Origin of the sequence: Runella sp., from assembly GCF_965279615.1 — a bacterium.
GTDB lineage: Bacteria > Bacteroidota > Bacteroidia > Cytophagales > Spirosomataceae > Runella.
The window spans coordinates 5,029,954-5,050,441 of the sequence record NZ_OZ257252.1; the positions used below are offsets into that span (position 1 = coordinate 5,029,954).

The window sequence follows — 20,488 nt, forward strand, 5'->3', positions numbered from 1 at the left end:
TATTTGTGTTTTTAATGATTGTTATGAGTTTACAACGCAAATTTCGTGCAAAATGGTTTATTCATTGCCCAAAACTTACCAAATCAAGGAATAATGTAATTGACCGTTGAGCGCTAAGAGCAATTCCTGCTTACCGTTAACAGTACGGACAACGGGCTTACTGTTTGGATCAACACGCACATAATAACGTTGTCCATCTATTTCATAAAGGCCTTTTTCCAACATAGTGATGTTCTTTCCGCTCACCAAACGTACATACGTATTAGGCAGATTTCCGTTGATGGTACGCGAAAGTCCGCCATTTTCAGGAATTATCTCATCCGTAATGTCAACATTGGCCGTACGATAGGTAACGGTCGGAATCCCTGCGGCGTTGAGGCGGTAGCCTTTGAATGTCAGATCAGCGGTAGAATCAGGCCATGCGGCATTAAGGTCTTTCAAAACGGCGATATCGGTTTGACCCGTTGTGGTAATGGCTGCACCCATCGGAACCAGCAGTTGAGGCTCGCCGCGCTCGTACCACATATCGGTTACGTTGGCAAATCCACCCTTCCAAAATTGCAGCAACGAACCGCGATTAAGGTCTAACGTATAATTGATATCTTCAGGTGTACCGACCGAAAGGCAATGCGTGCGCTTTCCTTTTTCACCATCCCGCTGAATAAACGACCGCACCAATTCGGCTTTCCCGTTGGCCGTTACTTCAATGGTTGGAATAGGGGTAGGTTCAGGTAGTGAAGAGGTTACGTGCAGAGGGTATTGACGTACTCCCTGCGTAACGACAAACATTCCCAGACCGTTACGACGCCACGTAAACTTATGATGATGCAGACGAAACGAGTGCGTGCCCTTGGTTAAATGTACCGTGACAGGCACGTAGTTTTGCAGAAAGTCATTCCATTGATAAGGCAATACCGTATTACCGTCAATCTCAAGCGCGGCGTTGGACATGTAGGCCAGTTGGAAAGTATAATCGGCTTCCTGCGCTACGTTCATTTGCCCGTCATAGATCAAATAATAACTGTTGTTTCCCATTCCCCACTCGCGGGTAAGGATCGACGTCGTATCTTTTTTGATCAGGTTTTCGGCCACAAGTGCCTTGGGTTTGTCATTGCCGGCTTTGTACAACGTATAGGAAAGATTGCTCAATGTTACCGGATGAGTGTCGTTAAGTAATTGGTAAAAAATGTTTCTGAAAGCCGCAGCTCCCGTAACAACATTCAAAGACAACGCTATGTCAGTCGTTGGAGGCGTACTGAGAAACGCATTCTCCTGAACAGTCACGCCATTCAGCGTCAACCGTTCAATTTGTGCGGCTGTATTTTGCCCCGCTCTCTTAAATTGCACCGTTAAGCTTTGCCAAAGCCCCGGAGCTTTAGCGGCATTTTTGAGGGGAGCCAATGTGCCGATACTTCCAACTGCATTCGCGTCCGATCGAGTGCTTTTCCAACTGTCATTAAGTTTTATGGCATAACCTCCGGGAAGTATCAAATTGGCGTTGCTGCCGGGAGCAAGCATAAAATCCATTTTCAGAACAATATCTCCCAAACCAAGGGTAGCTACTCCTTTAGCGCCCGTTTTTCCCAGGATAATGCCGGCACTTTTGTCGGTAGTAGGGGTGGTTTTCAGGAAAGAAGATTTTTCCGGGTGCATGGTTGTCGAACCAACAATTTTCCACTCTCCCGACAATTGAAAAGGTCCGTTTCCGTCGGTGGTGAGTTGGGTCATGCCGGTATTTTGGGCATTAAGCGAAAAAATCAAACCGGCTGCCAATAGAAGGCAGCCGGTTTGAAAAGCAATACGTATTTTCATATTAAAGGAAACTTCAACGTTTTGTGTATTTCTAATTTAAAACGTGAATGTACGATTTCTACTGTACTTTTAATATTTTTCGTCGAGCAATTTGACCTTCGCGTTCTGCATTCAGGAAATACATTCCCGGTGCGAGCCCGCTCAGATCCATCTCATCTTTGTTGGATGAGGTCTGTTGACGTACTACCGTGCGCCCCAAGCCATCCGTTATGGTTATAGAAACCGTTTTCCCGCCTGTACCGTCGATCTCAATGGTGCAACGTGCCTGCACCGGCACCGGATAAACTTTTATCCATTCGCTGCTGAGCGCAGGTTCAACCCCCAATACAGGATCTACAATAAGGACAAACTTGGAGGTAGCCGGGCCGTTGCCACATCCATTGCTGATAGAGACCACACTGTACGTGTTTGTTTTGCCGGGTTTTACGGTAAACTCATACGGAGTGGCAGAAGTAGAGAACGTCGTATCTTTGGTTGAAAGACTGTCTCGGTAGGTGATTTTCCAAGGCGTTTCTCCTGTAAAGGCAATGGCCAACTTGGCATTCTCATTTTCATATACTCTCACCGGGCCTGAAATGGTGGCCGTCGGTAATTCCCGAACATTGATCTGTACCGGACTTAATTTACCTTTTATTGTAAAACTATTACCTGCTACCGAAGCCAGCCCCACTACTCTTACATAATAGGTACCTCCCGGAGTGGCATTTGGCAGTGTAGCTTTGATCGGGCTGCCGGTTCCTTCCGTTGGAACTGTTTGAAAACCGGCATCATCCTGCGTTTTAGAGATCTGTACTCTGAATTGAGTGCTCGAAGGGAAAAAGTCAGATGAGAAATACGGAATTGTAAAGGCTTGACTGGCGCAGATTGTGGTGGCACTTGGGTTGCCCACATCGATCGTTGCTATTTTTACCTGTATCGAAGCACTACCGGCGGGGGTTCCTTCGCCGCAATTATTGGTGATTTTTGTGACGTTATAAACGGTCGTTTCCAGCGGATACGTTTGAATAGTCACCGGATTTTGGCTTGTGGTAAGGGTTAATCCATTGGAAAGTGTATACGTCCAAGGCCCCTGACCGGTGAATGCGATCGTTAAATTAGTGGGTTGGCCTTGCGTAATAGTGCCTCCACCCGTAAGTGTTGCACTGGGAAGGGGTTGGATAACGACCGTGATCTCCGCCCGTGGACTTTCGCAGGTATTGGTACCGGTCTGAGTTACATAGAACTGATAGGTGCCCGGGGTTTGGGTAGGGGGAATGTTGGGGGTATCCTGCGGAGTACCGCCCGTTTTATTGGTATTATACCATTTTAATTTTTCTCCCGCTGCCTGCAATGGTTGCGGTGTAGAATTTTGGCAACTTACTACCGGAACCGTACTTACCGTAGGAAGTGGCGTAGTGCGTACATTGACTTTGACTTCAGTGCGGGGCCCTCGGCAACCATCCAAAACCTGCAATACCGTAAATGTTCCAACAAAGCCGGCTTCGGTAGTGATGGTCGGTGCAGTACCTGTTTCGTTGTTGTTGGGTAATGTCCACACCAAACTTTGACCGGTACCGGCCAATTGCGCATCCAACGTAACAGACTGATCAAATTGGCACAGCAAATATTCCTGCTTAGGCACATTCGGTGAAGGAGGCAATGGTTTGATGGTTACTTTTACTTCCGTACGTGGGCTTTCGCAATTGAATTGGTTGCTTTGAGTTACGTAAAAACTTGTAGTGCCTACGTTTCCGGTGGAGGGAGTTGGCGCAAGCCCGGAAGCCACACCACCGTTGGGTTCACTGTACCATTTCAAATTCTCACCACTGGCAGATAATGGTTGTGAGTTGGAAGTATTGCAATAAAAGATCGGTGTCGTTGCGCCGGGATTACCGGGCGTTGGATTGACCGTTACGACCAATTGCCCCCGTGGACTTTCGCACGCAAAACTGTTTGTTTGCGAAACGTAAAAACTCGTTTGGCCGGGATTGGAAGTAGATGGCGTAGGAGATGCGGTATTGGATGTTCCTCCCGAGGCACTGGTTCCGTACCATTTCAGAGTATTACCTCCATCAGCAGAGGCGTTTAAAGCGACTGCCGAGTAATTTTGACAATACGTGATCGGATTCACCCCCGGTTTTCCGGGGGTAGGATTGATGGTTACCGTAATTTGCGCCCGTGGCCCTTCGCAATTAAAATTATTGGTCTGGCTTACGTAGTAATTGGTTGTACCGGCATTTTCAGTACTTGGGGTCGGAGTGTTGGTAGAACTTGTTCCACCGATGGCAACTGTATACCACTTGAGAGAGGAACCTGATGCGTTTAACGGCCCCGCTCCGTATGTTTGGCAATAAGGATTGGGGTTGATCACCGCCGGCGCTGTAGGCAATGGATTGGTAGTAACGGTAAGGGTTGCCCGTGGGCTTTCGCAACCTGAAAAACCTCCGCCGGCAAACAATGTCTGTGAAACGTAATAGCTGACAGAACCAACCGTTGATGTAGAAGGTGTTGGCGCTGCTCCGCTGCCTGAACCTCCCGACGGAACCGTATACCAATTGACAGAAGCGCCTGAAGTGGTATTTGCGGTCAACGCCACTGCCCCGGCATTTTGACAATAAGCTACTGAAGAGGTACCCGGAGACGGAGATACATAAACGGTCGTAGTGATTTGAACCTTAGGGCTTTCACAATTGGCCGGCGAACCTGAAACCTGCGACACATTATAGGTCGTTGTCGTAGTTCCGCCAACGCCTGTAGAAGGCGTTGGGGCAGTTGTTCCAATAAATGTATTCCCGTTGTACCAACGAAGTGAGTTACCGCCGGTGGCAGTAGCTGCGAGTGGCGTGGCCGTTGCATCTTTACAGTAAAGAACTGTGTTTGAAGGCACTGTTGGCTCTCCCGGTATTGTGTTAATAATAACCGAAATCGGAGCTCTGGAGCTTTCGCAATTACTGCTTTTCTGACTTACATAATAAACGGTAGTACCGGGGCTGTTAGTAGAAGGAGTAGGTGCCGACGGGCTTGATGAACCTCCCGATGCATTTGTCCCATACCAAAGCAGGCTTGCCCCACCGGAAGCGGAGGCCGAAAGGGGACTTGCACCTGCATTAAGGCATATGTTGACAGGTGAAGTAACCGATGGCGCATTGGGGATTGCGTTTGTCTGCACAATGACACCGGTTCGCGGAGTGCTTTCACAACCCGTTCCTGCGTTTTTTTGGGTAACATAATAAGTAGCTTGTCCTACACCGGAAGTATTTGGGACAGTTGCAGTGCCCGAACCTGAACCACCTGATGACAAAGTACCGTACCATAGTAATGAATTGCCCGAAGTGGCGCTGACATTATCTGACAAAGGAGCCGCCGGTACGTTTTGACAGGCAAGAATTGGGAGACCGCCCGAAATTTGGGGAGGCGCGGTGTAATTTACCGTAACAGTAACCTTCGTTCGTGGTGAAAATTCGCACCCGGCACCGGTTGCCTGCGTAACGTAATATTCGCTTATCGATGTGCTGCCTACGTTGGTATTAGGGGTAGGAGCGCTTCCAAGTAAAGTAGAATTGTTGCTTGCATACCAACGAACAGTATTGCCCGATGTAGCCGTAGCACTTAAGGGAGAGGCAAATTGTCCTTGGCAAAAGCTTGGGTTGGCGTCTGTAGAAGGAGCGGAACTCGCCCGTTGATTGACATTTACGGTGATTTGTGCCCGACTGTTACTTTCACATCCATTGACTGTTTGACTTACATAGTACAACTGAGTTCCGGCACCACCGGTGCTTGGAGTGGGTGCGCTACCGCTGCCGCTTCCTCCGGAAGAAGAACCATACCACAGCAAATTACTTCCATTGGCACTTAATGTTGATGCGCCATCTCCCTGGCAATAGTTAAAAGTACTTTGCGAAACTGTAGGAGCGGACGTTACATTTACATTTACCGTGATTTGTGTACGGGGGGAATATTCACAGCCTGCAGCATTGGCCTGCGTTACATAGTAAGTATAACTGGTAAAACTACCGACATTCGTGTTAGGGCTCGGCGCACCGGAAGAAATTTTTGTTGCATTGTCGCTTTGGTACCATACAACTGTATTTCCCGGACTTGCTGTGGCAGAAAGCGTAGACGGAGATTGGTTTTGACACAAATTAACAACTGTACTTGTCGAGGGTGGCCCTGATGGCGGAGCACTTATCTGTAAGGTTTGTGTACTGGCGGCAGAAACCACTGCTCCTGATATTACACGTACTTTGTATCCTGAACCGGCAACCCCGGGAAGAGTGACTGAAATAGGACTGGTAGTGCCTGAGCCTATGATATCAGCACTTAAAGAAGCAGAAAACGTGCCGCTTGCATTTGAAATTTGAACTGAAAATGTAGGCGTTCCTGCAAATCCTGATCTTGTAAACAATACTCGGGCAGATTGGCCGGTACAATAATCAGAAGCAGGAGTCCCTGCTGTATTTGTAACGGCTACTGCACTGATGGTCTGCGCTACGCCGGTAAATGCCAACCCACAAAACAGTAAAGTTGCGTAGCTAATAGTAAGTAGTTGTTTTAACATAACTTAAATAGAAATAGGTTTTTTTACTAAAAAACGCTCAAAATTAGTGCTTTATTGAAAACAGTTTACTTTTCGGTCCATTTGATTTATTTCCCGTCACTCACAATCGCCTGATATACGTACTCATGCACCCGTCGCCGTATCTTTTGGCGATTGATTTCGTTGTTTTCGGCACTGGGGTGAACACGGTTGGAAAGGAACACAAAAACGAGATCGTATTTTGGGTCAACCCATACCATTGTGCCCGTAAAACCCGAATGTCCAAACGATGCGGCAGAAGCCGAAGGGGTCACATAGCTGCTCTCATGGTTGCTTGGTGCTTTGTCCCAGCCGAGGCCACGGTGGTTTGCTGTATCGTATAATTTGGTAAACAACGGAACGGTTGCATCCTGAAAATAACGCCGGTCGCCGTACAATCCTTTCTGTAAATTCATCTGCATCAATATAGCCAGATCAAAGGCATTGGTAAAAAGCCCCGCATGGCCGGCTACGCCTCCGTAAACCGCTGCCATCTGATCGTGCACCGTGCCGCGTAACAGTTGATTACGGTACGAGAAATCACTTTCGGTGGGCGCGATCTGCGTCTCCGGAAAGCGTTCTAACGATTTAAATCCCGTTTGCATCATGCCGAGCGGTTCGTAAAAGTTTTGCTGTAAAAACTCATCCAACGGTTGATTGCTGACGCGTTCAACGATCTTTTGCAACATCAATATTCCAAGATCACTGTAAACATACGAATAATGACCACCCGGATCGCGTTTATTGGTCAGCGGCGATTGAATGATCCATTTCCACACCGAGTCTTTTAGCGCCGGTTTGCCAAACAACTTAGGGGCGATCTGCATCGAGTAAAGACTGTCTTTTATAGAACTGTAATACTCGGTCATCAGTCCGCCGCCGCCTGTTTTGGTACGTTCCCAGAGCTTTGGATAGAAGGCCACCATTCCCGAACGGTGCAGCAACAAGTCCTCCAAGGTGATCTGAGATTTGTTTGTCCCCACTAACTCAGGCAAATAGTGTGCCGCTTTTTGTTTTAGGTCAAGCACATTCTGTTCCTGTAGGTACATCACCGCCTGAAGGGTGGCCGCTACCTTCGTTACCGAGGCTACATCGTAGAGCGATTCATTCTGTACTCGCTCGCCGAGATTGTCATAACTGAGCGTTCCGTAATTTTTTTGGTACACCACCCGTCCATGTCTTGCCACTACAACCTGACATCCGGGAAAGACACGATTAGTGATTGAACTCTGAATCAGAGTATCCATCCGATTGAGCAGCAGCGTGCTCATACCCACTTGTTCGGGCAGTCCCAAAGCGATACGATGAAGCGTATTGGTTTCATAGCCGGTACCTATCTCATATTGGCCTTCAATCGAAACCGGAAGTTTTCCTTTGAAAGGAAGTCCGCCAAAGATCTGTTGAGCGGCCGTTACTTCCAGATCAGGAAGGTTTTCATACGCACAAATCACCGCCGACGTAACGGGAAGTTGTTTGAGCGCGTAAGGGGTGGCGAACAAACTGACAATGACCTTGGCTTTTTGCTGTAGTCTCGTAATCAGATCGACCGTAGCAGGGGTGATGACAAAAGGTTTATTGAAATTTCGGCGTGTTTCGTGCAGGCTTACCACTACCACATTCGCGTTGCCGACTTGCGAGAGCAAACCTTCCACCTCTTCGTTGGTGGTTGGCTTGTCTGAATACGAAATATGCTTAAAGGCAGCATAACGACTCAATGTCTGCTGAAAGAGACTGACCCCGCCGCCGCCAATGGCAATGGAGGCAAACGAACAGGTATCCTCGGCGCTGATGGGCAAAAGTTGATTCTCATTACGAACGAGTGTGACGGCCTGCTCGCACAACTCGCGTGAAAGCGCCCGAACTTCCGCTTTTTGAATATCGCCGTTCAGATGTTCCATTATAATAGGATGGGATTTGTTCAGACCCATCCAGTATTTGGCGCGGAGTATCTTTCGTGCTTTTTCATCAATAATATCTTTGGAAATACGTCCTTTGTCGACCTCCATCTTGATTCGTTTGATGGATTCGGCCACTTGCTCGGGGTACAGTAAAATATCATTTCCTGCCACCAAGGCTTTGATGTTGGCGTCAACGGCAGTTCGCCCCTTCATTACTCCCTGCATATTCATGGCATCGGTAAAAACCAAGCCCTGAAACCCCATTTTGTTTTTAAGCAGATCGGTCACCACTTTTTCAGAAAGAGAAGAAGCCAAAAGGGGAGTATTGTCAAGAACAGGTACGTACAAATGGCCCGTAATAATGCCCGTCAGGCTGTCGGCAATGAGTTTTCGAAAAGGGTACAGATCGGTTTCGTCCAATCGATCAGTGGAATGCGAGAGCACCGGCAATGTATAATGAGAGTCTGAATCGGTATCACCGTGCCCGGGGAAGTGCTTAGCGGTAGCAATAATGTGTTGATGCTGTAACCCTTTCATGTAAGCCGCCGCTTTGTTGGTCACATTGTCGCGGTTTTCGCCAAAAGAACGTAGCCCAATGATGGGATTGCGAGGGTTGCTGTTGATATCGGCAACGGGAGCAAAATTGACATTTATGCCAACTCGCTGACATTGACGCGCTATCTCCAAGCCCATTTTATAAATATAGTTGTTGTCCTGAATGGCTCCCAACGTCATTTGCTTAGGAAAATCATCAACACTGTCGAGCCGCATTCCCAAGCCCCATTCACCGTCAATACCGATCATCAGCGGAACTTTTGATAACGCCTGATACCGATTAATGAGAGCGGCCTGACGCGTCGGCCCTCCTTTAAAGAAAATAAGCCCCCCGACCTGTTGGTTTTTAATCAATACATCAAAATGACGATAGTACGACTCGCTGCGGTCGGAATGCGTGGCAAGCATAAAGAACTGGCCGATTTTCTGTTCGAGCGTGAGCGAATTAAAAACACTGTCTACCCATTTATTCTCCGCAAACACAAACGTGCCCCGTGGAGTATCACTTTTAAAGCTTGTCACGCCCAGTAGGCAGGCAAGAGTACACCCCAAAATGGAGGCGCCGATCAATAAATTTTTCATTCGGTATTGGTAAATGCGGACAAAAATAATAAAAAAAAAGGGTTATCTATTCTTATAAAATTGTACAAAACCTATTTTGTATTTTGTCAATGACGCTTTACTCAGAATTTTATACCGTTATTTTAAGATTTGCAAAAAATGATTTAATTGTTTGATTTTCAGTAAGTTGATTCGTAATGTTTAATAATAATCTACTGATAATATTGGCTTAACACTGGCGTAACATTGTACTTCTACTTTTGTGCCCGACAAAACACCGATATGAAAGTTAAATTTAAACATTACAGATCTATGAGCAGATTACTACTGTTTGCTGCGATTATTTTATCTTCAATTACAACTTTTGCCCAATCCGGTACCATTCGCGGTACGATCACGGACGCTAAAAATAAAGAAACCCTTATTGGAGCTACCGTTAAAGTGGCCGGGACTCAATTGGGAGCCGCTACTGATATTAACGGTTTTTTCTCTCTGGCCAAGGTTCCTGTAGGTAAATATACTTTGGAAATTACCTATGTCTCTTATAAAACGGAAACGATTCCAAATGTAGGCGTTGAGGCTGACAAAGTTACGGAGGTAAATACGTCGCTCTTGGAAGAAGCCGCTACACTGCAGGAAGTACGAATAGTGGCTACGCGTCAAACCAACACAGAAGTGTCGGTGATCAGTGAGATCAAAGCGTCCCAAAATATTGTAAGCGGGATTTCATCGCAACAAATTGCCCGTACCCTTGACCGTGACGCTGCGCAGGTAGTGAAACGCGTACCGGGAATTACCATTGTCGGCGACCGTTTTATCACGATTCGCGGTTTGAATGCCCGTTACAACAACGTAATGCTTCACAATGCTTTTACTCCTTCGATGGAAACGGACGTAAAAGCATTTTCTTTTGATGTGATTCCGAGTGGGCAAATTGATCGTTTATTGATCTACAAAACGCCTTCAGCTGATTTGCCGGGCGAGTTTGCCGGTGGGATTGTTAAGATATTTACGAAAAACATTCCTGACCAAAACAGCATCGTATTGGATTATAGCCTGGGGGTGCGTCAGGGAACAAGTTTCAATGAATTTAAGGCCTCAAAACAGGGCGAAAACTACTGGACCGGCTTTAACAACGGGTATTTGGATCTTCCTAAAAGTTTTCCAAAAGACCTGCGGGCCGTTGGCAACAATCCTGCTTTGATCGAATTGGCGGGCCGTTCACTACGCAATGAATGGACGCCGGTAAGTTCAACCGCTTCGCCGGATCAGCGTTTGTCATTGACCGGAAATTTTAAAATGAAATTAGGTAATGTACAGATCGGTAACATTACCGCAGTGAACTATAGCGAAACGCGTCAATATACCGATACAAAGCGCAATGACTATAACATCGGCGCAAACAACCAGATTGAAACGTTGTTTGAATACGATGACAAAGCATACTCGCGCAACAACCGTGTAGGGATTTTGCACAACTGGGCGGCGCGCTTCAACAGCAACCACTCCATTGAATTCAAGAACCTTTACAATCAGATCAGTAACGGTCGCTATGTATTCCGCTCGGGCCAGGACATCGCCCAAAACTACCGCCCAAATAACCACTCTTTCGACCAAGTGTATCGCGGTATTTATTCAGGACAATTGACCGGTAAGCACGAATTTAACGATGACAAAACAACCGTAGATTGGGTGATCGGTTACAACAATTCGTACCGCGACCAACCTGATTACAAACGTTATCGTTCCGATGTAGTTGACCCTACCACGGGCAAAACCGAGATCTATATTCCTGTAGGGCAGGCACAAGCGTATTTCTTAGGTCGTTTCAGTTCTGAAATGAAAGAGAACGGTTATACAGGTGCTGCCAACTTAACGCAGAAATTGTCGGCCGGCGGCAAAGAAATCGAATTGAAATTTGGTGGATTTTATGAATTGAAAGATCGGACATTCAAAGCGCGTAACTTAGGCTATGTACGCGGCGGGAACTTTAATCCGGCGTTGGCGGGCGGTGACATCAATCTGTTATTCCAAAACATTCGCAACGACGGAGGTATTCGGATCGATGAACAAACGAACCCCAATGACTCCTACACGTCTAAGAATACGTTGATCGCAGGATATGGATTGGTCAATCTGCCGTTTACCAAGAAATTCAATGCTATTGTCGGTGTACGGATCGAGAACAACCGCCAGCAAATGAACAGCGCGTACTTGGGAGGCGCTGCTGCCAAAGTGGACAACAAAATCACAAGCGTACTTCCTTCCGCCAACCTGACCTACAACTTTACGGAAAAGACATTGTTACGCGCAGCTTACGGTGTAACGGTAAACCGTCCTGAATTCCGCGAATTGGCTCCTTTCTCCTTCTTTGATTTTGATTTCAACGTGGTATACGAAGGAAATCCAAACCTGAAAATAGCAACCGTTCAAAACATGGACTTGCGCTGGGAACATTATCCAACGCCTTCGGAGGTTATCAGTGTTGCCGCATTTTATAAATATTTCAACACTCCTATCGAATCAACAGTAGATTTAGGTTCTACCGGCTTGGGGTCTAAAACCTTCATTACTAACAACGCTCAAAGTGCATACAGTGCAGGGGTTGAGATTGAAGTCAAAAAAGGCCTTGGGTCGTTGATGCCCGGCTCACGTATCCTCGAAAAAACAAGTTTGTTATTCAATACCGCGCTGATTCAAAGCCGTGTCAGTTTGGGCTCGAAAGGAGTAGGGCAGTCGGACAATCGTCCCTTGCAGGGCCAGTCGCCTTATATCATAAATGTGGGTATCAATTATAACGATACCAAAAAAGACCTCCAGATCAATTTGCTCTATAACGTCATTGGCCGCCGTATTATCGCGGTTGGTTTCGAAGCCTACCCGGATTTGTACGAAATGCCCCGCAACGTGGTTGATTTGACGTTCTCTAAAGGGCTTGGCCAACGTTGGACGCTTAAAGGTGGAATTCAGGATATTTTGAACCAGCCTTGGCGAATCATGCAGGACTCAAACAAAGACAACAAATTTGAATCAGGCAAAGATTTCTTTGTTCAGAAATACCGCACAGGTCAGTTAATTAGCTTAGGATTCTCTTATCGATTGTTATAATTTTTTATTCTCCAATTAATTTCACCAAACACAAACACCGATGAACTTTCGTCGTCTAACCCGGACAGCCCTGACTTTAGGAGTTCTGTCAATGGCATTGATTTTCAATGCCTGTAAAAAAGAAGAAGAAATCGGACCTGCCCCAACGATCACAGCCGGCACCGCTGCTTCCGGCATCGTTGGCTCGGTCGCAAAAATTACCGCTACCATCAACGCTCCCGAAGGAATGAAAACATTGACTGTTTTGAAAAACGGTCAGACGTTTGACAGCAAAACCTATACAGGCAGCGAAACTACAGATAGCTATACCAAAGATTACACAGTAGAAAATCTGCCCGTTGGATCAGCGGTAGTATTTACCTTTCAGGCCACGGATCAAAAAAATCAATCGTCAACTGTAGCTACTCAAGTAGTAACTGTTACGTCTGTTCCGGCTAAAGAGGTAGTAAATGTTTCGGGCGTTCTTACGGGAAATATTTCCTGGACAAAAAACAAAATTTACAAGTTGATAGGTTTTGTACGTTTGGGTGCTGATACTGTTGAAACTTTCTCGGCAACTGCCGCTACCGGCAACCTGACCATTGAAGCCGGAACGACTATTATCGGTGATCGTGCTTCTAAAGCTACATTGATCGTACAGCGCGGTAGCAAAATCACCGCTATCGGTACAGCAGATGCGCCTATCGTATTTACGTCTGAGCGCCCTGCGGGTCAGCGTGAGTCAGGTGACTGGGGTGGTTTGGTTATTTGCGGAAGAGCCGTAAACAACCAATCAACGGGTGACAAAGGAATCCAATTGGAAGGTAGCTACAAAGGCTGGCACGGTGGCTCTAACGATGCCGATAATTCAGGTACATTGAGATACGTACGGGTAGAATACGCCGGGGTACCTATCAACCCGAACCAAGAAGTAAACTCATTCACAATGGGTTCAGTAGGAAGTGGAACTACTATGGAATATTTGCAGGCTTCTTACGGTTTGGACGACTCTTTTGAGTGGTTTGGCGGAACGGTAAACGGAAAATACCTGATCGCTTACCGTGGTTTGGATGATGATTTCGACATGGATTTCGGTTTCCGTGGTAACCTTCAATTTATCGTAGGTATGCGTGGTGCAACTCTTGCCGATCAATCAGGTTCGAACGGCTTTGAAGTGGATAACGACGGTCAGGGAACTGCTGCCACTCCTTACACATCTCCTACTATTTCTAACGCGACTTTAATCGGTCCAAAAGAAACCAATGCGACTTCTATCAGCCCTCAATTCCAAAATGGAATGCACCTGCGTCGTAATAACAAAATCAAAGTATACAATACACTTGTAACCGGTTATCCTAACGGTATTTTCATCGACGGAACTAACACCCAGACCAACGCAAGTGCCGGTGAACTGGTCTTAAACCGCGTTATTTTAGCCGGTGTAGCCGGTTGGGGAACAGGTGGTTTTGGAGAAGGTACAACAGTAGCGCCAAACGGCTTCTCGGTTCGTGATGTAAACACTGCCACTCCTGCTGTTGCGATCACTGTCGGAACTGCCAAACCTTCTGAATGGTTTGCGGCTCAGCCGGGTAATAAAATCCTTGCCACTTATGCCGGTCTGGGCTTAAATCAGTCGGTTTTCCAGGCAGTTACGCCAACCTTTACGTTGGCCAACGGCGGAACACTTGCCACAGGCGGTGTAGTTCCTACAGGGTTTGCCGCAGCTACCTTTATCGGTGCATTTGGTTCAGAAGACTGGACTTCAAAATGGTCAAATTTCAATCCGGGTACAACGGATTATAGTAAATAGTAATATTTTCGGGGAGCTATATTTTAAATGGCTTCCCGAAACTTATGAAAACACAATTTTCAACCGCGTTCTTTCTTTTTTTTATTGCCTTTGGAGCAAGTGTAGGTATTTGGAGTTGTAAAGAAAACGACCCAAATGATATCAGTACTTATTTTTCTGAAAATGAGAAAGATACACTGCTGGTCAATATCATCACTTATACGAGCCAATACGCCAAAGAAGCGACCAATGCGACGCGTTTTGAGCCGAGATTTCGTAAAGAATACGTGAGCCGTTTACCCCAATACAAATTTGCCGGGTATACCGTTACCGCTGATTCTACCCATTATTTTTTCATCATCCGTCCCGTAGGGGGCGGTGGTTTGTACCGAAGAGGAGTGGGTGGGAAGTTTAAATTGGGAAACAACCTAATGCCTTTGGAATACGAAGAATTATGGTGTACGCCGCATTTTAAAAGTGACAGCGTGATTCTTGAGCGCGGCGGGTTTTTGTTTAAGGCAATGGTAAAAGACGGAAATATCGACAGATACGTGACCATGAAGCATTACGTAGAATGGCCGGATTCGACGTTGATCTACGATAAAAAGATACATGAATGGGTGCCCGCTGAAAAGGGAAATCCGTGATATAAAGAGTTCATATTGGTGTCAGATTATAAAAAAAGCCGAGGACGACTGTCTTTGGTTTTTTTATGCAGTAGATTTTAACAATAACATCATTTTCAGATTGTTATTCCTTAAAGCTCGCCCCAAACATGCAAACATATTTCCTCTCTCCGCGAATAATTTCTAACGGCTCAAAAACGGCCTCAACTTTATTTTTTCTGCTTCTGTGGCTGCAGTCAGGTTTTGCCCAAAAAAGTATCGGCAATGATTTAAAAAAAGCTTCAGAAGAGTTTTTGGCAACGCTTTCGGTCGAACAAAAAGGCGTGGCCAATTTGCCTTTCGATTCGGAATGGCGTTATGATTGGAATTATACCCCGCGTCAGCGCAAGGGGCTTCCGCTTAAACAAATGAATGATGCGCAACGAAAAGCGGCCATGACGCTCGTTAAATTATCCCTCAGCGAGAAAGGTATTGAGAAAGCGGAATCGATCATTGGGTTGGAATATGTATTGCGTCAAGTAGAAAAACGTCCCGAAAATGATACGTACCGCGACCCCGAAAATTATGCTTTTGCGATCTTCGGAACACCCGACGCCAAACAACCTTGGGCTTGGAGCGTAGAAGGGCATCATTTGTCGTTGCATTTTACCATTGTGGACAATAAAGTGGAATTTTTGCCAAGCTTTTTTGGGAGCAATCCCGGTATCGTGTTGCCCGGATATATTCAGGAAGGCAAGCAGGTATTGAAAGAAGAGGCCGACATCGCTTTTCAATTATTAGGTTCGTTTGACGAACAACAATTGAAAAAAGTAATGCTTTCCGAAAAAGCACCCAATGACATGCTGACAACCAATACGAAAAAAGCCGGTTTTGAAAAACAGGAAGGACTGGCATGGGGCGATATGACCGCCGCACAACAGAAAATTTTTCAGGAATTGCTTAATGTTTATTTGAATAAGTACCATGTAACGCTTAAAAATCAGGAACTTGCCCGCCTTCGCCAAGCGGATATAAACAAAATATATTTTGCCTGGATGGGTGATCGGGAGCCGCTTCGCGGCGCGGGACATGGACATTATTTCCGCGTCCACGGGCCAACGTTTTTGATCGAGTACGATAATACCCAAAACGGCGCTAACCATGTCCATTCAGTAGTTCGGGATTTGACCGATGACTGGGGTGAAGACCTGCTGAAAGCGCATTATGCGGCATCGCATGTTAAGAAATAAGTTATTTTATTTCATGCTTACCACCGCCTGTTTCAACGCCGAATGAGTGCAGTCGAACGCGGAAGCGTCCCGTGATACATTTTTGAAATTGTTGGCTGCATCCAAATTCACAAACGATCCGTTTTGATTGTTACGAACACAAATCCGACTTTCCGGTTTTACCTGACCGTTTTCCAACGTTTTACTGTCTACGATGCCGTCGTAAATGATGTGCGGCACCTTTTTACCGAAACGCAGTTTGTATTTGAACAACTGCCCCATGCGCCCCTGTCCCTGATAACGCACGCGGTCGCGTTCGTACACGTTGTCGTGGATGTAAATACCGGTGGGATAAGGATAATATTCTTTGTCTTTGATCGGCCGCTCGGTCATCAGGAAACTGATGATGCTTGTACCGATGCTGTTGTTGCCGATGATCTTATTGTTAAAAATTTCGACTTGGTTCGTCGCCAGGATCATTACGCCCGTTCCCTGCTGAACTCCGGCAACGATGTTTCCTTTCGGAGCAAAATTGGGAAAATTGTTGTGGTGAATATTGTTATTGTAAACCCGCACATTCCCGCCCTTTTTCTGGACCAAGTCAGGTAAATCAAAGACCAAAATTCCACCCGTATTTTCGGTCGATTCATTGTCATATACGTCGGCGATGAGCGAATTCTCAATTTCGATACCGGCTACGTTATGGTACGCTTTAGAGTTACGCACAATGATATTTTTGGATTGCCCTACGTAAATGCCTGCGTCGGAAGCGCCGATGGCTATACAACCTTCGATCAGCACATTTTGACACATGACAGGATATAATCCGTAGGCACCGTTGGTAGATTTAGGCTCGCCTGTCCATTCAGCTTTAAGGTTTTTGAACGTTATTCCATTGACATTCATGGTTTTGATGGCATCCCCTTTAGCGTCCTGTACGGTCAGGTTTTCAAGTACGATATGTTCAGCATTACTTACCCGCAGTCCTTCCGCACCGTCGGTTTGTCCTTTAAAACTCAAAATGGTTTTGTCCATTCCCGCCCCGCGAATGACGATGTTCTTTTTACCTTCCAGCGATAGGCTGCCACTGATCGTATAAGTACCTGCTTCGATAGTAATAGTAGCGCCATCTTCGGCCATGATGAGCTGCCGCTGAAGCTTCTTTTGAAAATCGGCTTGCGCTGCAGCGGTAAGAGAAACTAAACTGAATAAAATAAATGTTAAAAAACGCATGATTTTATGAGATTTGAAAGGAACGAATGTACGAAAAAATAGAAACTTCGCATCAATACCCTAATTTTGTTCCTGTCATAGTTTCATGCTGTTGACGATTAACTGTAAACGACCGGTACTAATGTCATCTGCTCACAAAAATCTAAGTGTATTTTCCACAGAAAATTTACCCGATATTAGCGCAAAAAAATTTGTAATCGTTGTGGCTGAATGGAACGCCGAAGTAACCGGCGCTCTTTACGAAGGAGCCAACAAAACCCTGCTTGAATACGGAGCCAAACCCGAAAATGTTCTGAGGGTCAATGTTCCGGGAAGTTTTGAGTTAAGTTTTGGCTCACAGGTATACGCCCAAAAGCCCGATGTCGACGCTGTTATCGCAATCGGCTGTGTTATTCAGGGAGAAACCAAGCACAACGATTACATCAATCATGCAGTAGCTCATGGCCTTACCGATGTGGCCTTAAAGTACAATAAGCCTGTTATTTTCGGCGTCTTAACGCCTAATACCTTACAACAGGCCCTCGACCGCGCCGGTGGCATTCACGGCAACAAAGGCGACGAAGCCGCCATAACCGCCATCAAAATGCTGGGTCTTCAATAAAGATTAATAAAAATAATAAATAAGTTCCTCTTAATTCCCCTCTCCTTACCTAAGGAGAGGGGGCAGGGGGTGAGGTTATGAAAACCGTAATCATCAAATACAACGCGGGCAATGTGCAATCGGTCATGTATGCCTTAGACCGAATCGGAGCCCATTACGAATGGACCGATGACCCGGACACCATTCGCTCAGCTGACAAAGTAATATTTCCCGGCGTTGGCGAAGCAAGTACGGCGATGGCGTATCTGCGCGAACGTGGACTGGATAAATTGATACCATCGCTCAAACAGCCTTTATTGGGAACCTGCGTGGGAATGCAGCTCATGTGCCGTTATTCGCAAGAGAATGATACCACCTGCATGGGGATCTTTGACGTGGATGTGTTACGTTTTCCCCGAACCAATGGCTTTAAAGTACCTCAAACGGGCTGGAATGACATTTATGCCCTTGATAATCCGCTTTGTGCGGGGGTGAATGAGCATGATTACGTGTACTATAATCACGGATATTATGCACCGCTTTGCGACCAAACGGCCGCCAAAACTGATTATATTGTTGAATATTCGGCAATGCTTCAAAAAGACAACTTTTTTGCAGCACAATTTCACTCCGAGATCAGCGGAAATGTAGGGCAACGTATTTTTGAGAACTTTCTAAACCTATAGCTATACCTTAACACCTCTACCCTTGCAACGCTTCTTCTTCTTGCTGCTGCTTTCAGCAGTGCTATGGCCTTTATGTTCGCAGGCACAACAGGAACATTATCCGCACCTGACGCTTTGGTCGCGGGTACAGATTGCCAAAGAACCAAATCCTAACTGGAATTTTGTGGGAACGTTTTTTTTGCGGCGACAAAATAATTTTAATGAAAACCGCTACAATCCGCTCAATAACCCTCTAATGATCGGTGGGCAAATGTTGATTACGCATCGGAATACTCAAAATACCGTATGGGTGCATATTGCGCAATTGAGCTACATGGTTTCCAATCAGTTGTTGGGAAAACCGGCGGATTTTAACGTTCCCATCGGAAAAGAAATTCGGTATGCGGGTGGAGTGGAGTTCAACCAAGAGGTAAACGAAAAACTCACGTTTCGGCAACGCTTCCTGCAGGAATTACGTTTTTTTAAAGCAAATGACTTTCAACCCGTTGGTCGAGTGCGTGGGCGAGCCAATGTACGTTATCAACTTACGCCTTTTGTAAGTGCAAACGCGGTTACCGAGATCCTTGTTCATGATCCACCACTGATACGAGGACAGAAACCGTTTCGGTTTCATCAACTTTGGGTAGGCGGAAGTTTGTTGTGGAGTCTGAGCGAACGAGTCAACCTCGAAACGGGTTACACCTTTATTCATGGTCGCCGAACAAACATCGTGGAATTTGACGAACAGAATGTTCTGAATCTCCATTTGTCCGTCGATATTTAATGTGTAAGAATGTGCTTTCGGTTTCTCAAAACCGAAAGAATGTATCTGAAAAAATAAAAATGAGCGATTTATTAGATAAAGATTATTGGGATGAGCGCTATCGTGCGAGTCAAACGGGCTGGGACATTGGTTATGTATCTACTCCTTTGAAAGAATACATTGATCAGTTAACCAATAAACAAGCCCGCATTCTTATTCCCGGAGGTGGAAATAGCCATGAAGCAGCTTACCTTCTTGTGCAGGGGTTCTCGGACGTAACGGTGGTTGATATTTCGTCTGAAGTTACCGCTACCCTTCAGGAAAAATATGCTTCACGAGGTCTAAAGGCCATGTGCGGAGATTTCTTCAATCATTCAGGTCAATATGATTTAATTTTAGAGCAAACGTTTTTCTGCGCCCTTGATCCTTCCCTGCGCTCTTTATATGTTCAAAAGATGAATGAATTATTGGTCTCAAATGGAAAATTGGCAGGACTTTTATTTAATCGCCCGTTTGAAGGCGGGCCGCCTTTTGGCGGTTCTGTAGAAGAGTACAAAGGCCTGTTCGATAACTATTTTGAACTGCGGCGTATGGATGAAGCCTACAATTCTATTCCTCGTCGACAGGGTTCCGAAGTGTTTTTTATTGCTCTTCCCAAGGGTAAATAAAAACAAACGCCACTCAGACGAGCAGCGTTTGTCGCTTTTTCCTAAACCCTAACTACAATAAAATTTTTTCTGCTGAATGTTTTTGTGGAGCGCTTTTGTCAAAAGGTCAAAACCTGTTGACGATAGAAGTACTACTGCGTAATTTTGATAATGAAGCCTACAATACGCCCAACGGTAGAAACAGCTTGGCGAGTTTCCTCCACACCGTCCTGTGCTTGTTGCGTAACGTTCTTAAGAATAGAACCTTGCGGTAACAAACTCTTTTTCGGTTGAGTAACAACCGTACGCTCAGTGATGGCTTTGTGTGTCGCAAAAATATTATGCGGACGCCCAATCGAAAAAGCGGCGGTACTCAACAAACAAAGGGCGGCGGCGAGGGTGATAGCTTTCATGACTGTATGAGTTTTAAAATGGACTTTTAACGATTATTTATTTTCTGTGGCTGTAAGTATGATACAAAGATATATGTTTCGTCTGGTATTATGCAA

The 20,488-nt window shown here is 45.8% G+C and carries 13 protein-coding genes; 8 read left to right on the top strand and 5 right to left on the bottom strand.

The annotated features are described in order from the left end of the window. Positions 1 to 75: 75 nt before the first annotated feature. The 3 genes from ACQY73_RS21235 to ACQY73_RS21245 form a co-directional block, all read right to left on the bottom strand. A complete protein-coding gene (locus tag ACQY73_RS21235; protein ID WP_428654678.1) occupies positions 76 to 1,812 on the bottom strand; it encodes a family 16 glycoside hydrolase in 1,737 nt (578 codons plus the stop codon). A 58-nt stretch (positions 1,813 to 1,870) separates the two neighbouring features. After that, the gene (locus ACQY73_RS21240) at positions 1,871 to 6,349 is read right to left on the bottom strand and encodes a T9SS type A sorting domain-containing protein (protein ID WP_428654679.1); all 4,479 of its coding nucleotides are present in this window, start codon (positions 6,347 to 6,349) and stop codon (positions 1,871 to 1,873) included. 86 nt (positions 6,350 to 6,435) lie between these two features. Then, the gene (locus ACQY73_RS21245; RefSeq protein WP_428654681.1) at positions 6,436 to 9,402 is read right to left on the bottom strand and encodes a glycoside hydrolase family 3 N-terminal domain-containing protein; all 2,967 of its coding nucleotides are present in this window, start codon (positions 9,400 to 9,402) and stop codon (positions 6,436 to 6,438) included. Positions 9,403 to 9,693: 291 nt separating this feature from the next. Between ACQY73_RS21245 and ACQY73_RS21250 the strand changes: the two genes are divergently transcribed. The 4 genes from ACQY73_RS21250 (at position 9,694) to ACQY73_RS21265 (ending at position 16,112) form a co-directional block, all read left to right on the top strand. Further along, the gene (locus ACQY73_RS21250; protein WP_428654683.1) at positions 9,694 to 12,489 is read left to right on the top strand and encodes a TonB-dependent receptor domain-containing protein; all 2,796 of its coding nucleotides are present in this window, start codon (positions 9,694 to 9,696) and stop codon (positions 12,487 to 12,489) included. A 40-nt stretch (positions 12,490 to 12,529) separates the two neighbouring features. After that, positions 12,530 to 14,278 carry an Ig-like domain repeat protein gene (locus ACQY73_RS21255; protein ID WP_428654685.1) on the top strand — a complete coding sequence of 583 codons (1,749 nt, stop codon included), beginning with the start codon at positions 12,530 to 12,532 and terminating at the stop codon, positions 14,276 to 14,278. A gap of 44 nt (positions 14,279 to 14,322) precedes the next feature. Then, positions 14,323 to 14,904, top strand: coding sequence for a hypothetical protein (locus ACQY73_RS21260; protein ID WP_428654687.1), 582 nt, complete (start codon positions 14,323 to 14,325; stop codon positions 14,902 to 14,904). A gap of 128 nt (positions 14,905 to 15,032) precedes the next feature. Beyond that, on the top strand, positions 15,033 to 16,112 hold the full coding sequence (locus ACQY73_RS21265; RefSeq protein ID WP_428654689.1) for a DUF3500 domain-containing protein: 1,080 nt from the start codon (positions 15,033 to 15,035) through the stop codon (positions 16,110 to 16,112). Positions 16,113 to 16,118: 6 nt separating this feature from the next. Here ACQY73_RS21265 and ACQY73_RS21270 read toward each other — a convergent pair whose 3' ends face one another. After that, positions 16,119 to 17,324: a parallel beta-helix domain-containing protein gene (locus ACQY73_RS21270; RefSeq protein ID WP_428654691.1), complete on the bottom strand. Its 1,206-nt coding sequence runs from the start codon at positions 17,322 to 17,324 to the stop codon at positions 16,119 to 16,121. A 121-nt stretch (positions 17,325 to 17,445) separates the two neighbouring features. Between ACQY73_RS21270 and ribH the strand changes: the two genes are divergently transcribed. The 4 genes from ribH to ACQY73_RS21290 all read left to right on the top strand — a co-directional run bounded on the left by ribH (position 17,446) and on the right by ACQY73_RS21290 (position 20,000). After that, a complete protein-coding gene (ribH, locus tag ACQY73_RS21275; protein ID WP_428654694.1) occupies positions 17,446 to 17,925 on the top strand; it encodes a 6,7-dimethyl-8-ribityllumazine synthase in 480 nt (159 codons plus the stop codon). 77 nt (positions 17,926 to 18,002) lie between these two features. Beyond that, positions 18,003 to 18,590: an imidazole glycerol phosphate synthase subunit HisH gene (gene hisH / locus ACQY73_RS21280; RefSeq protein ID WP_428654696.1), complete on the top strand. Its 588-nt coding sequence runs from the start codon at positions 18,003 to 18,005 to the stop codon at positions 18,588 to 18,590. Positions 18,591 to 18,612: 22 nt separating this feature from the next. Further along, positions 18,613 to 19,353, top strand: a complete 741-nt coding sequence (locus tag ACQY73_RS21285) for a DUF2490 domain-containing protein (protein ID WP_428654698.1) — start codon at positions 18,613 to 18,615, stop codon at positions 19,351 to 19,353. A gap of 59 nt (positions 19,354 to 19,412) precedes the next feature. After that, positions 19,413 to 20,000 carry a methyltransferase domain-containing protein gene (locus ACQY73_RS21290; RefSeq protein ID WP_428654700.1) on the top strand — a complete coding sequence of 196 codons (588 nt, stop codon included), beginning with the start codon at positions 19,413 to 19,415 and terminating at the stop codon, positions 19,998 to 20,000. A 131-nt stretch (positions 20,001 to 20,131) separates the two neighbouring features. Here the strand turns inward: ACQY73_RS21290 and ACQY73_RS21295 are convergent, their stop codons facing one another. Continuing rightward, a complete protein-coding gene (locus ACQY73_RS21295) occupies positions 20,132 to 20,392 on the bottom strand; it encodes a hypothetical protein (RefSeq protein ID WP_428654703.1) in 261 nt (86 codons plus the stop codon). Between the last annotated feature and the right edge of the window lie 96 nt (positions 20,393 to 20,488).

Bases quoted from the DNA above. Each gene is read 5' to 3' on its own strand.
- ACQY73_RS21235 (WP_428654678.1), bottom strand. From the start codon at position 1,812: ATGAAAATACGTATTGCTTTTCAAACCGGCTGCCTTCTATTGGCAGCC.
- ACQY73_RS21240 (WP_428654679.1), bottom strand. From the start codon at position 6,349: ATGTTAAAACAACTACTTACTATTAGCTACGCAACTTTACTGTTTTGT.
- ACQY73_RS21245 (WP_428654681.1), bottom strand. From the start codon at position 9,402: ATGAAAAATTTATTGATCGGCGCCTCCATTTTGGGGTGTACTCTTGCC.
- ACQY73_RS21250 (WP_428654683.1), top strand. From the start codon at position 9,694: ATGAGCAGATTACTACTGTTTGCTGCGATTATTTTATCTTCAATTACA.
- ACQY73_RS21255 (WP_428654685.1), top strand. From the start codon at position 12,530: ATGAACTTTCGTCGTCTAACCCGGACAGCCCTGACTTTAGGAGTTCTG.
- ACQY73_RS21260 (WP_428654687.1), top strand. From the start codon at position 14,323: ATGAAAACACAATTTTCAACCGCGTTCTTTCTTTTTTTTATTGCCTTT.
- ACQY73_RS21265 (WP_428654689.1), top strand. From the start codon at position 15,033: ATGCAAACATATTTCCTCTCTCCGCGAATAATTTCTAACGGCTCAAAA.
- ACQY73_RS21270 (WP_428654691.1), bottom strand. From the start codon at position 17,324: ATGCGTTTTTTAACATTTATTTTATTCAGTTTAGTTTCTCTTACCGCT.
- ribH (WP_428654694.1), top strand. From the start codon at position 17,446: ATGTCATCTGCTCACAAAAATCTAAGTGTATTTTCCACAGAAAATTTA.
- hisH (WP_428654696.1), top strand. From the start codon at position 18,003: ATGAAAACCGTAATCATCAAATACAACGCGGGCAATGTGCAATCGGTC.
- ACQY73_RS21290 (WP_428654700.1), top strand. From the start codon at position 19,413: ATGAGCGATTTATTAGATAAAGATTATTGGGATGAGCGCTATCGTGCG.
- ACQY73_RS21295 (WP_428654703.1), bottom strand. From the start codon at position 20,392: ATGAAAGCTATCACCCTCGCCGCCGCCCTTTGTTTGTTGAGTACCGCC.